The organism is Bacillus sp. VA15, assembly GCF_055721145.1.
On record NZ_JBVQPQ010000006.1, the window covers coordinates 44,810 to 57,166 of the forward strand.

Consider the following 12,357-nt stretch of genomic DNA (forward strand, 5'->3'; position numbering starts at 1 on the left):
AAATGCCCCTTTTTCACTTATCCTGTCCTGCCGAACAAGACTTCATTCAGAGGCGCACTACATGGAAATCGTTGTTTCTTTGGTGCGGCTAACAGAAAAGAAAGCGCATTCAATTAAAAAGTAAACAGCCATTGCCGCTGCAAGCCCTGCAGCAGATTCCCATGAAACATAAACAACTGCGGCATAGAGTCCTAATTTAGTGAAAAGAGTATGAGATCGTTTTAACTGCATCATCCGGTGTACCGCATCGGTAAAAAGCGCAAGCGGCAAACCAATAAGAAGAAAGGCGTGGATGAAGAAGTGTGATAACGTGCCGCCAAAGTTTGAAGAAAACTCTGTATACACGGCATCGAAGGAGATGAGGATACTTAGAACAGCCGCAGAAAAACCGGCAATGATGAGATGTTTAACCATTTGTTTCATGAACATCAGCACCTTTCTGATTTTATAAAAAGCCGACCGGCAAATGCCAGTCAGCTTTCTCACATTAATCTTCCAGACGTTTTTCAAGCTCAGCTTTTTTCTCTTCAAAGCCAGGTTTGCCAAGCAATGCAAACATATTGACTTTATATGCCTCTACTCCAGGCTGGTCAAACGGATTGACGCCAAGGAGATAACCGCTCATCGCGCAGGCTTTTTCGAAGAAGTATACAAGGTATCCAAAAGTATATGCATTCAGCTCAGGAATGTTGACGATTAAGTTCGGAACATTTCCGTCTGTATGAGCAAGCATCGTGCCCTGGAACGCTTTCTTGTTAACGAAATCTACCGTTTTTCCGGCTAAATAGTTTAAGCCGTCAAGATCGTTATCCGCTTCCTCGATTGTCAGCTCATGTTTAGGTTTCTCTACATTCAGTACCGTTTCGAATAAATCTCTGCGGCCTTCTTGTACATACTGGCCTAATGAATGAAGGTCTGTTGAATAGTTAGCTGAAGAAGGATAAATGCCCTTCTCATCTTTCCCTTCACTTTCTCCGAACAGCTGCTTCCACCATTCTGCAAAGTATTGAAGCGCTGGTTCGTAGTTGATGAGCATTTCGATTGTTTTGCCCTTATTATAAAGCACATTGCGAACGACCGCATATTGGTATGCAGGGTTTTCTTCCAATTCAGATGTTGCAAAATCCTTGCTCGCATCCAGTGCGCCTTTCATCATGTCGTCAATGTTGACGCCGCTGACAGCAATCGGCAAGAGGCCTACAGCTGTTAATACAGAATAACGGCCGCCGACATCATCAGGAATGACAAATGATTCGAAGCCTTCTTCGTTAGATAGCGTTTTTAATGCGCCGCGCTCTTTATCAGTTGTCGCGTAAATCCGCGCTTTCGCTTCTTCTTTGCCGTATTTCTCTTCAAGAAGCTTGCGGAAAATACGGAAAGCGATTGCAGGTTCAGTTGTCGTACCTGATTTAGAAATCACATTAATAGAGAAGTCAACATCTTCAAGAAGATCCATGACATCTCTCATATAAGATGAACTGATGTTGTTTCCGATGAAAATAACTTGCGGATTGCCGCGTTTTGCTTTTGGCAAGGTGTTGTAAAACGCGTGATTAAGCGCTTCAATCGCTGCCCGCGCCCCAAGGTAAGAACCGCCGATGCCGACAACAAGCAATACATCAGAGTCAGATTTGATTTTTTCCGCGCTTTTTTTAATGCGCGCGAATTCTTCTTTATCATAATGTTCAGGGAGGTCCACCCAGCCTAGAAAATCGCTGCCCGCGCCTGTTTTTTCATGAATATTATGGTGTGCTGTTTTTACAAAGTCCCGCAGGTATGTAAGTTCATGTTCGTTGAAGAAAGTCAACGCTTTTGAGTAGTCAAAGCGTACATGCGTCATTGCTTGTCCCTCCATAACGGTATAATGTTTTCATCTTTCACTTTATATGAACTTATCTGTGAAATCAAGTCAAGAAGAAAGGGCGGAATGACTGTATTCCGCCCTCTGGGTTTATAGAGACGCGCGAAGGATGGCGAGCACGTCATCTTTGTTCAGTTTTTGGAAGTTGCCGAAGCCGCCGTGTTCCATTTCTTTGGCTGCGATATCAGCAATCAGCTCAAGCTTTTCTTCTCCGATATTGTAATCGGCAAGTCGGGAAGGCGCGCCGAGGCTTGTCCAGAATGCAGACAGCTTATCGATGCCTTCAAGCGCAATTTCTTTATCTGTTTTGCCTTCAGTATCAATGTCAAACATGTTGAGCATGAGGTTTTTAAAGCGGCCGACATTTGTATCAAGCGTGTATCTCATCCAGTTCGGGAACAGAATCGCAAGTCCGCCCGCATGCGGAATATCATACACAGCTGAAACAGCGTGTTCCATTGTATGAGAAGCCCAGTCGCCGAAGTAGCCCATTTGGAGCGTGCCGTTTAAAGCGATTGTACCTGCATACAAAATCGTTTCACGATGTTCGTAGTTTTCCAGGTCTTCAAGAAGCTTAGGAGCTGTTTCGATGACCGTCTGCAGAACCGCAAAACACATTCTATCCTGAAGCGGCGTATTTTCAACATTATGGAAGTATTGTTCAAATACGTGGCTCATCATGTCAACCATGCCGTATACTGTTTGATTTTCTGGAACAGTGAACGTATTTTCAGGATCTAAAATCGAGAAACGCGGATGAGTCACATTGCTGCCCCAAACATATTTCTCGTTTGTTTCCCAGTTTGTAATTACGGAATCAGGGTTCATTTCAGAACCTGTCGCAGCAAGAGTTAAAACAGTGCCGAACGGCAGCGCATCTTCTGCTGTTACTTTTTTGCTGAAAATATCCCAAGCGTCGCCGTCGTATTTGACGCCGGCAGCAATCGCTTTTGTGCAGTCAATGACACTTCCGCCGCCGACAGCAAGCAGAAAATCAATGTCATGCTCTCTGCATAGGGCGATGCCTTTTTCCACTGTTGCAAGACGCGGGTTCGGCTCTACACCTGACAGCTCATGAACAATAGCGCCTTCTTCTTTTAAAATGCCTGTAACTTGATCATAGAGACCGTTGCGTTTAATGCTGCCGCCTCCGTAGACAAGCAGCACCTTCTTGCCGGAATTGCCGTATTGTTTTAATTCTTTTCTTAAATGTTCAATCTGACCTTTTCCGAAGATCAGCTTCGTCGGATTATAATAAGTGAAATTTTCCATTGTAAAACCTCCAAATAATGCTGGTAAAAAAACAGATTTTCCATTGTAACATAAGCAGGCAAAAAGAAAAAGGGAAGCAGCCAAACGGCTGTTTCCCCTTTTTTTTATAGAGATGCTTTCAAAATGGCAAGCACATCTTCTTTGTTGAGCAATTTAAATTGGCCGAATGTACCGTTCGCCATAGCCTTGTCAGCAATTGTGTCAAGCTGCTCATCATTGATATCATAATCAGCAAGACGATTCGGAGCGCCAAGGCTTGTCCAGAACGCAGACAGCTTATCGATACCTTCAAGTGCGATTTCCTCATCTGTTTTACCAGCTTCTTCTACTCCAAACACGCGAACTGCAAGCTGTTTCATGCGGGCAGGGTTTTCAGACAATGTGTGTCTCATCCAGTTCGGGAACAGAATCGCCAGTCCGCCGGCATGAGGAATATCATAAACGGCTGATACTGCATGTTCAATATTATGAGTTGCCCAATCCCCTCTTGCACCCATAGAAAGCATGCCGTTTAATGCAATTGTTCCTGTGTACAGGATCGTCTCACGCAATTCGTAATTTTCGAGATCATTGATCAGCTTAGGCGCTGTTTCAATGACTGTGCGCAGAAGTGATTCACACATACGGTCCTGATACGGCGTGTTTGATACATGATGGAAGTATTGTTCGAATACGTGGCTCATCATGTCAACCATACCATAGATCGTGTGATTTTTAGGAACGGTGAACGTATTCACCGGATCAAGAATCGAGAATTTAGGGAATACGAGCGGGCTGCCCCAGCCGTATTTTTCTTTTGTTTCCCAGTTTGTAATAACCGAGCCTGAGTTCATTTCAGAACCAGTTGCAGCAAGAGTCAATACGGTTCCGAATGGCAAAGCATCCTTCGGCTGATGTTTTTTCGTGACGATATCCCACGCATCACCATCATACTTCGCTCCTGCGGCAATCGCTTTTGTACAGTCGATGACACTTCCGCCGCCGACAGCCAGCAAGAAATCAATGTTATGTTCTTTGCAGATGGCAACACCCTTATTAACAGTCGACACACGCGGATTCGGTTCTACACCTGCTAATTCATGCACGGTCACTCCGGCTTTATTCAGCTGTTCAATCACTTGGTCATACAGACCGCTGCGTTTAATGCTTCCGCCTCCGTAGACAAGCAATACGTTTTTCCCGTACGGTTTGAGTTCCTCTGGCAGTCTTTCCACTTCTCCGCGCCCGAAAATTAATTTGGTCGGATTCCAGTATGTAAAGTTTTGCATGACATCTCCTCCTTAGATTTTTTATTATGCAGAATGTCCTCACTACATGTAAAGCAATCAGCTCTCACCGGCCAACATATGGCATGGTTTTATATGGCAAGATGCTGGGAAAGAAATTGATATAGGTGAGGGCAGACCGGTTTCCCTCAATATGGAGAATGCATGTATAGATTCTCCAATATGTCACAATCTATAACTGTTTTAATAATTCATGGAGGAGGTTGCAAAACATGAGTACCATCCAAAGAATTTGTCTTGTTTTAACGATTATTGGCGCTATTAACTGGGGACTGATCGGATTTTTCCAATTTGACTTAGTAGCGGCCATCTTCGGCGGCCAAGGGTCAGCCCTTTCCCGCATCATTTACGGACTTGTCGGAATCGCCGGCTTAATCAACCTCGGTCTGCTGTTTAAACCAAACGAGGAAAGATCACGTGAAGAGGCAGCAAATCCTGAAATGCGATAGGATAAAAAAGCACCGAACATTCCTGTCCGGTGCTTCAGCGAGTTGACAAACCTTCGCATTCGTTGTCAGGTCTGTGCGTCGGTGCTCACGAATTGTACATTCGCTGTGCTCCAATGCTCGCCCTTCCTAGACTTCAAAGGTTTACAATCACGCTGAAAAAAGAAACAAAAGCACCGGACATTCCTGCCCGGTGCTTTTTTCATGCTTACTTTTTGATAAGGTCTTTGCGGTTGGACATTTCGATCCACTCTTCAAGCTTATCTTTTAATGTGTTGAAACCTTGTGGTGTAGAAGCTTCTTCGCTTACTTGCGCGGCTTTAGGTTTTCTTGGTTTGCTTTCTTTTTTCTCAGGCGCAGCTTGTGTCGCACGAATTGAAAGGCTGATTTTTCCTTTTTCTTCATCAACAGCAAGTACTTTTACTTGTACTTCGTCGCCAACTGAAAGGTGCTCGTTGATATCTTTTACGAAACCGTGAGTCACTTCAGAAATGTGTACTAAACCTTGAGTTTCTTCATCTAATGCAACAAACGCACCATACGCTTGTAATCCTGTAACTTTACCAGTGTAAACACTGCCCACTTCAAATTTTGCTGCCATTCATAACAACTCCTAAGTTAAATTAAATATCTGTTTATACGCAATTTAAAATTATATCACACATGTCTTATTTCCGCAAAGAAAACTTTTTATTAAAAAATTAGGTTTATGCACAGCAAAAAGGGGGTAAACTGAAAATACCAAAGGCTTTCTAGTATTCCCCCCTTTTATTGGATGCGAACAAAAGGTTCGTATCTTTTTTTATGTTGTTTTATGCAGGAAGCGTTTCATTCTGACTAACGCTTCTTGAAGCTGTTCGATCGAGGTTGCGTATGAACAGCGGATATACCCTTCACCGCTCGGACCAAACACACTTCCCGGAACAACAGCCACTTTTTCCTGCGTCAGAAGCTCTTCGGCAAACTGCTCCGAGCTCATTCCCGTGCTTTTGATGGATGGAAAAGCATAGAAAGCGCCGCCCGGATGATGACAGCTGAGGCCGATTTCATTGAGCGTTTCCACAAACAAATTCCGTCTTCTTCGGTAGCTTTTTTTCATTTTTTCTACGTCTTCCATGCCGTTCTTCAAGCCTTCAAGGGCGGCAAACTGCGCCATTGCCGGCGCGCACATCATCGCATACTGGTGAATTTTAAGCATTGCATCCCGAAGCACAGGTGGTGCTGCGGCAAAACCGAGCCTCCAGCCCGTCATCGCAAACGCTTTTGAAAAGCCTGAGATGACAACCGTCCGTTCCTTCATTCCCGGTAAAGCCGCTATGCTTGTAAATTCCTCATCATATGTCAGCTCCGCGTAGATCTCGTCGGCTAAGACGATGACATCATGTTTTTTGGCAAACTCAGCAATCTCATTCAGCTCTTCCTTCGAATAAACCGAACCTGTCGGATTCGATGGCGAGCAGATGAGAATGGCTTTTGTTTTTTCAGTGACTGCCGCTTCAAAATCCGCAGCCGTTGCTTTAAATCCTTTGTCTGCCGTTGTATGAACGTGAACCGGGATGCCTCCTGCCAAGGAAACAAGCGCATCGTACGCCACAAAACACGGCTCAGGAATGATGACTTCCTCACCTGGATTCACAATGGCGCGGATCGCAATATCCAAAGCCTGACTTGCTCCTACTGTCACAATCAGTTCATTGTCTGGCGAATAGCTAAGGTCAAACCTGCTGCTCAAATAACGGCTGATTTCTTCTCGCAATGAGTATAAGCCGGCATTTGCAGTGTATGACGTATATCCTTGTTCAAGGGAGAGAATGCTTGCTTCGCGGACATTCCATGCGGTAACAAAATCAGGTTCGCCGACGCCTAAAGAAATGACGCCTTCCATCGTTGCCGCCAAATCAAAGAATTTGCGGATGCCGGACGGCTTTATTTGTTGTACATAGTCAGATAAATACGAAGTCATTTACGGTGACACCACGATTCTTTTGTCGTCGTCTCCTGTTTCAAACACTTTGCCGTCATGCTTGTATTTTTTCAGGATAAAATGGGTTGTCGTAGATACAACTGATTCAAGCGTGGATAATTTATCTGAAACAAAACGCGCTACGTCAGACATCGAATTGCCGCGAATCACGACAGACAAATCGTACACGCCTGACATCAGGTAAACTGATTCAACCTCTTGGAACCGGTAAATCCGTTCCGCCACTTCATCAAAACCGACTCCCCGCTTCGGCGTTACTTTAACGTCAATCATGGCTGTGACGCCTTCATGTCCGTCGACTTTTCGCCAGTCAATCATAGCGGAATAATCGATGATAACCTTTTCTTTTTCCAGCTTGTCAATAATTGTTTGTACTTCATTTACAGGGATACCCGCCATCTTTGCGATTGTTTCTAAATCGGCGCGGCTGTTTTCGTCTAAAATTTCTAATATTTCTGTTTCTTTTTCTGTCAATTTCATTCGTTTCACACCTTTGCAATGTCAAGAAATCTCATGACATTATATCACGTTTTTTGACGAATGCTAAGAAAAAACGAGGAGAAACTTCCGCTAGAATTGACAATTTCAGGGCACAATACAGACATCACATGAAAGGGAGTGACATAGAATGGAGGCGGTTTCACCAACAAGGCGGCTTACAGTCGATGGCGTAAATGTATACTACGAACATTATCAAAATCCGGGCAGGCAAACGCTGGTTTGCATACATGGTTTTTTATCGTCTGCTTTCAGCTTCAGAAAAGTCATCCCTCTCCTTCGGGACAGGTACGACATCATCGCGCTTGATCTGCCTCCTTTCGGCCAATCTGAAAAATCAAGAACTTTTATCTATACCTATCAAAACCTCGCTAAGCTTGTCATTGGGATTTTGGAACACTTGCAAGTCAAGCAGGCTGCGCTTGTCGGCCATTCTATGGGCGGACAGATTTCGCTGGCCGCTGCTCTCCAAAAGCCGGAGCTTTTTTCAAAGGTTGTGCTGCTTTGCAGTTCAGGGTATTTAAAACGTTCGCACCCATCGATCATTTTCGGGACCCACCTCCCGTATTTTCATCTTTATATCAAGCGCTGGCTTTCGAAAGAAGGCGTGATGAAAAATTTATTAAATGTTGTGCATGACAAATCGCTGATCGATGAAGAAATGATTGACGGCTATGGCAGGCCGTTTCAAGACGAGCAGATTTTCAAAGCCATGACAAGGTTTATCCGTCATAGAGAAGGAGATTTAGAAGCCGAGCAATTAAAGAAAATGAACAAGCCTGCTTTATTGATTTGGGGCGAGGAGGACCGAATCGTCCCTGTGGAGATTGGTAAACGGCTGCACGGAGATTTGCCCGATTCCGTGCTGTACTCACTAGGTCAGACTGGACATCTGGTGCCTGAGGAACGGCCTGAATTCGTTTCCGAACACATTGCAGAGTTTATCAAATAACAAAAAACCGGTGCTGAACCGGTTTTTTAAGGCGTGCAGGAGCTGCTGTCTTTAATGAATAAAAGCTGGCCAGCCACTTCCCGGCAACTGTCAATCGGCAGCGTTTGTTCAAAAGAAGCTTCAAATATATGCTGAATGCTTTTTGCCAGCACGTCGGGATCGTCTTCATCATAGACAGCCTGCACGACATCAACAGCCTCCGTTTCGTAAAACTCTTCTCCATATTTAAACGGGTCCCATTTGGCAATGATCTTGATCATTTCCCTGACTGCTTGACTTTCTTCCATATTTATCACCGCTTATAATAAAATTTGCAGTTCAATTTTATCATAGTTACGTTAAGAAGAATAAACATACATGAGGGGGTAACAGAATGAACTTTGATAAACGAGAAGAACGCCTTGGCACCCAATCGGTCAAATGGGACAAAGCAGGCGAATTATTCGGCGTGACAGACGCACTCCCGATGTGGGTGGCGGATATGGATTTTCGCGCGCCGGAAGCGATAACTGAAGCATTAAAAGAGCGCCTTGACCACGGGATTTTCGGTTATACGGCTCCAGATCAAAAAACGAAGGATGCTGTGTGCGGATGGATGCAAAACAGGCACGGCTGGAAGGTGAACCCAGAAAGCATCACATTCAGCCCGGGCGTTGTCACAGCTTTGGGCATGGCGGTACAAGCTTTCACAGAGCCTGAAGACCAAGTGGTTGTCCAGCCTCCTGTTTATACACCTTTTTACCATATGATTGAGAAAAACGGCCGGCGCATTTTACATAATCCGCTGCAAAAAAAAGACGGCACGTATGCAATGGATTTTGAAGATTTGGAGACGAAGCTTAGTGATCCAAGCGTCAAATTGTTTATTTTATGCAATCCTCATAACCCTTCAGGACGTTCATGGGGACGGGAAGATTTACTGAAGCTCGGCGAATTGTGTCTTGAGCATGGGGTTACAGTTGTGTCGGATGAAATCCATTCCGACCTCATGCTGTACGGACATAAACACACGCCGTTCGCTTCTCTCTCTGACGATTTCGCGGAGATATCTGTGACATGTGCTGCACCAAGCAAAACATTTAATATCGCCGGATTGCAGGCGTCGGCCATCATTATTCCGGACCGGCTGAAGCGCGCCAAGTTTTCCGCAAGCCTGCAGCGCAATGGTTTAGGTGGACTGAACGCATTTGCAGTCACAGCGATCGAAGCTGCTTACTCAAAAGGCGGACCATGGCTCGATGAATTGATCTCTTACCTTGAGAAAAACATGAACGAAGCTGAAGCCTTTTTGAGCACCGAGCTGCCGAAAGTCAAAATGATGAAGCCGGACGCATCTTACCTGATCTGGCTCGACTTCAGCGCTTACGGCTTGTCCGACGCGGAGCTTCAGCAAAGGATGCTGAAAAAAGGAAAAGTTATTTTAGAGCCCGGAACGAAATACGGGCCTGGCGGAGAAGGATTTATGCGCCTAAACGCGGGATGCTCTCTCGCAACCTTGCAGGACGGCCTGCGCCGCATCAAAGCAGCCTTAGCGTAAAATATAGCCTATTAAACGCCTTTACGTCTACATTCGTAAAGGCGTTCTTTATAAAGGAATTTTATATTTTACTTCTAATATTTAGTGTTATAATAGATTCATATTTTATACGAAAGGATTTCACACGAATGGAAATTCTAAAAGACTATCTCCTGCATATCTGCTTTATTTTGTTTCCTATTCTTCTCTACCAAGTGTTTTGGCTTGGAAAGCCGGCGATCCTTGTGCCCAAAATAAACAGCGGGTTGGTCACGTTATTCGCCTGCGGCGCCTCTGTTTTATGCATTATATTCCCTATTCATGAAATGGACTACATACAATACGGCCTTCAGATGATTCCCGTTATCATTTGTTTATTTTACATTAGTACTGCTTCCGGCCTTACAGTCGCCGCAGCTGTCTTATGTTTTGAACTGCTGTTTTACGAACCTTCCGCAATGTTTGTTTTCACTTTGCTGCCTTTTCTTATCATCATCCCAATCTTATTTCAGAAAAAATGGCCATTCATGTCCAAAGCGAAAAAACTGCTGCTGTCTTTGTTGATCAGCTGCTTGGAGATCTTCTTATTTTTCGCCTCCAGCTGGATTTTTTCCGCCTTGAATATTTTAAATTTTCAAAAATCAGGAATTTTACTTTGTGAGGCAGCTGTCTCAGGGCTGTTCCGCTCCAGCGTTCTTCTTTTAAGCATCTATATTATAGAAAGCATCGCCGAAAATATCGCCCTGCGTTCACAGCTTATCCATTCAGAAAAAATGACGATTGTGAGTGAACTGGCAGCGAGCGTCGCTCATGAAGTCAGGAATCCACTGACAGTTGTCCGCGGGTTTGTCCAGCTGCTTTTTAATGACGAAACCCTTCAGAACAAGTCGAGTGCGGATTACAAAAAGCTTGTACTGTCAGAGCTTGATCGGGCGCAAGACATTATTACAAACTATCTCGATATGGCCAAACAGCAATTGTACGAAAAAGAGGTCTTTGATTTATCAGCTCTTATCAAAGAGACAAGCTCCCTTATGGTGTCGTATGCCAATTACAAGTCTGTAACCGTCGAGGCTGAAGCAGAGCCGGATCTTTTTATATACGGAGATGCAACAAAGCTGAAGCAGGCTGTCATCAACCTGATGAAAAACAGCATTGAAGCCGTTCCCCACGGGAAGGGGTTGATCCACATATCAGCCAAAAGAAGCGGCCATACGATTACGATTAACATCTCAGATAATGGAGTCGGCATGACAGACAATCAAATGCAAAAACTCGGCGAACCTTATTACTCATTAAAAACGAACGGAACGGGACTCGGGCTTACTGTGACCTTTTCAATTATTGAACATCATCACGGGACCATTTCTTTTAACAGCAGCTTCCAAAGAGGCACCACGGTGACAATTAAGCTTCCCGCTGATCTTCCTCACTAGCAAATCGATTGGAACTTTTATAGAATAAATGCGAGGTGATGAAAGATGAGCACGTTTGAAACTGGCTCTATCGTTAAAGGATTTTACAAAACAGGTGTATACATAGGAGAAATTACTGCTTGCAGGCCACAGCATTATTTAGTGAAAATCAAAGCGGTTCTCACCCATCCCACTCAAGGAGACCTTCATCATCCAAAACAGGCTGATGTGCCTTTTTTTCATGAGAGAAAAGCGCTCGCATACGGCGAACAGACCAATATCCCCCATCATATGGTGAAGCCATATGACGGTGAAGTGCCGGATTATACCGAGTCTCTGCGGGAGGCGGCAGCACAACTGAGAGCCAAATTGAATGAGGATGGTTCGGAGTGGGCAAAGCGCTCCCTGAATAATCTGGACGTTTTAGAAAAAGAATATTTTAACCGGCCATAGCCCAGTCTGACAAAAGATTGGGTTTTTTATGTTGCGCGCTTGAACAGTTCGGATAAATCGATTCTTTCGCCGATTGTCGGAGGTTTTGGCTTTTCGAGATACTGCTTATCCTGCTCGACAAGCTTAAAAAGCTTATAAGCAGTGAGGGCGTCATCAAGCGCTTTATGATGGGTGCCGGTTCCGGTATCTCCATACTCTTCGGCAGCTTTCCATAAACCCGTGAGCGTGCGGTCTCCAAAAAAGTTTTTGTATTCAAGCGATAAATCTCTCATTTCTCCTTTAAATGGGAAAGGAATATGGTTAAACATACAATTTTGCTTCAGAACTTTCATGTCCATGTTTCCCCACGTAATAATCGTGCTGTTTTTCTCAGGATCAAGCTCGTTTAGTTTACGGATAAAATCTTCGAACCTCATCCCCTCGTCTACCTGCTTTTGAGTTATTTTTAAAAATGATTTACAGCGTTTCGTCAGCTTCGGGAATTTTTTCGGTTTGATATAGCTAGAAAACGTCTCAACTACTTCATCATCAACCGACTTTACAATTCCTGCTTCAATGATTTCCGGGAAAAAGTTTTGCGGGCTGTACTTTCCTTCGGGCATCGTAAATTCGAAATCAATAATGAGTAAGCTGTTTGTCGTCACCTTTTTACACCTGCCTTTCCTCCGATCAGA

14 protein-coding genes are annotated in these 12,357 nt (G+C 44.3%); 5 read left to right on the plus strand and 9 right to left on the minus strand.

All coding sequences use genetic code 11. From position 1 onward, the window contains the following. Positions 1-57: 57 nt before the first annotated feature. The 4 genes from AC0DBE_RS15415 to AC0DBE_RS15430 all read right to left on the minus strand — a co-directional run bounded on the left by AC0DBE_RS15415 (position 58) and on the right by AC0DBE_RS15430 (position 4,401). A complete protein-coding gene (locus tag AC0DBE_RS15415) occupies positions 58-429 on the minus strand; it encodes a hypothetical protein (protein ID WP_072566771.1) in 372 nt (123 codons plus the stop codon). Positions 430-487: 58 nt separating this feature from the next. Then, positions 488-1,840: a glucose-6-phosphate isomerase gene (locus tag AC0DBE_RS15420; protein WP_003220778.1), complete on the minus strand. Its 1,353-nt coding sequence runs from the start codon at positions 1,838-1,840 to the stop codon at positions 488-490. A gap of 111 nt (positions 1,841-1,951) precedes the next feature. Further along, positions 1,952-3,133, minus strand: a complete 1,182-nt coding sequence (locus AC0DBE_RS15425; protein ID WP_242734420.1) for an iron-containing alcohol dehydrogenase — start codon at positions 3,131-3,133, stop codon at positions 1,952-1,954. 104 nt (positions 3,134-3,237) lie between these two features. Further along, positions 3,238-4,401, minus strand: a complete 1,164-nt coding sequence (locus AC0DBE_RS15430) for an iron-containing alcohol dehydrogenase (RefSeq protein ID WP_472962779.1) — start codon at positions 4,399-4,401, stop codon at positions 3,238-3,240. Between the two features lie 230 nt (positions 4,402-4,631). On the opposite strand from AC0DBE_RS15430, the gene AC0DBE_RS15435 reads away from it, so the two are divergent. After that, positions 4,632-4,868, plus strand: coding sequence for a DUF378 domain-containing protein (locus tag AC0DBE_RS15435; RefSeq protein WP_003220771.1), 237 nt, complete (start codon positions 4,632-4,634; stop codon positions 4,866-4,868). Positions 4,869-5,073: 205 nt separating this feature from the next. On the opposite strand, the gene yugI is transcribed toward AC0DBE_RS15435, so the two are convergent. From yugI to AC0DBE_RS15450, 3 genes are all read right to left on the minus strand, one after another. Then, positions 5,074-5,466, minus strand: a complete 393-nt coding sequence (gene yugI / locus AC0DBE_RS15440) for a S1 domain-containing post-transcriptional regulator GSP13 (protein WP_003228864.1) — start codon at positions 5,464-5,466, stop codon at positions 5,074-5,076. Positions 5,467-5,667: 201 nt separating this feature from the next. Beyond that, the gene (locus AC0DBE_RS15445; protein ID WP_014114958.1) at positions 5,668-6,828 is read right to left on the minus strand and encodes an aminotransferase; all 1,161 of its coding nucleotides are present in this window, start codon (positions 6,826-6,828) and stop codon (positions 5,668-5,670) included. Continuing rightward, positions 6,829-7,329, minus strand: a complete 501-nt coding sequence (locus tag AC0DBE_RS15450; protein WP_472962784.1) for an Lrp/AsnC family transcriptional regulator — start codon at positions 7,327-7,329, stop codon at positions 6,829-6,831. A 148-nt stretch (positions 7,330-7,477) separates the two neighbouring features. Between AC0DBE_RS15450 and AC0DBE_RS15455 the strand changes: the two genes are divergently transcribed. Then, the gene (locus AC0DBE_RS15455) at positions 7,478-8,299 is read left to right on the plus strand and encodes an alpha/beta fold hydrolase (RefSeq protein WP_472962786.1); all 822 of its coding nucleotides are present in this window, start codon (positions 7,478-7,480) and stop codon (positions 8,297-8,299) included. 26 nt (positions 8,300-8,325) lie between these two features. On the opposite strand, the gene AC0DBE_RS15460 is transcribed toward AC0DBE_RS15455, so the two are convergent. Then, on the minus strand, positions 8,326-8,586 hold the full coding sequence (locus AC0DBE_RS15460) for a YugE family protein (RefSeq protein ID WP_014114961.1): 261 nt from the start codon (positions 8,584-8,586) through the stop codon (positions 8,326-8,328). 86 nt (positions 8,587-8,672) lie between these two features. Between AC0DBE_RS15460 and patB the strand changes: the two genes are divergently transcribed. From patB to kapB, 3 genes are all read left to right on the plus strand, one after another. Further along, positions 8,673-9,836, plus strand: a complete 1,164-nt coding sequence (gene patB / locus AC0DBE_RS15465) for a cystathionine beta-lyase PatB (RefSeq protein ID WP_072182184.1) — start codon at positions 8,673-8,675, stop codon at positions 9,834-9,836. A gap of 128 nt (positions 9,837-9,964) precedes the next feature. Beyond that, positions 9,965-11,251 carry a sporulation sensor histidine kinase KinB gene (gene kinB / locus AC0DBE_RS15470; protein ID WP_014114963.1) on the plus strand — a complete coding sequence of 429 codons (1,287 nt, stop codon included), beginning with the start codon at positions 9,965-9,967 and terminating at the stop codon, positions 11,249-11,251. A 45-nt stretch (positions 11,252-11,296) separates the two neighbouring features. Then, on the plus strand, positions 11,297-11,683 hold the full coding sequence (gene kapB, locus AC0DBE_RS15475; RefSeq protein ID WP_061188042.1) for a kinase-associated lipoprotein KapB: 387 nt from the start codon (positions 11,297-11,299) through the stop codon (positions 11,681-11,683). A 26-nt stretch (positions 11,684-11,709) separates the two neighbouring features. Here the strand turns inward: kapB and kapD are convergent, their stop codons facing one another. Beyond that, a complete protein-coding gene (kapD, locus tag AC0DBE_RS15480) occupies positions 11,710-12,327 on the minus strand; it encodes a 3'-5' exonuclease KapD (RefSeq protein ID WP_014114965.1) in 618 nt (205 codons plus the stop codon). Positions 12,328-12,357: the final 30 nt, after the last annotated feature.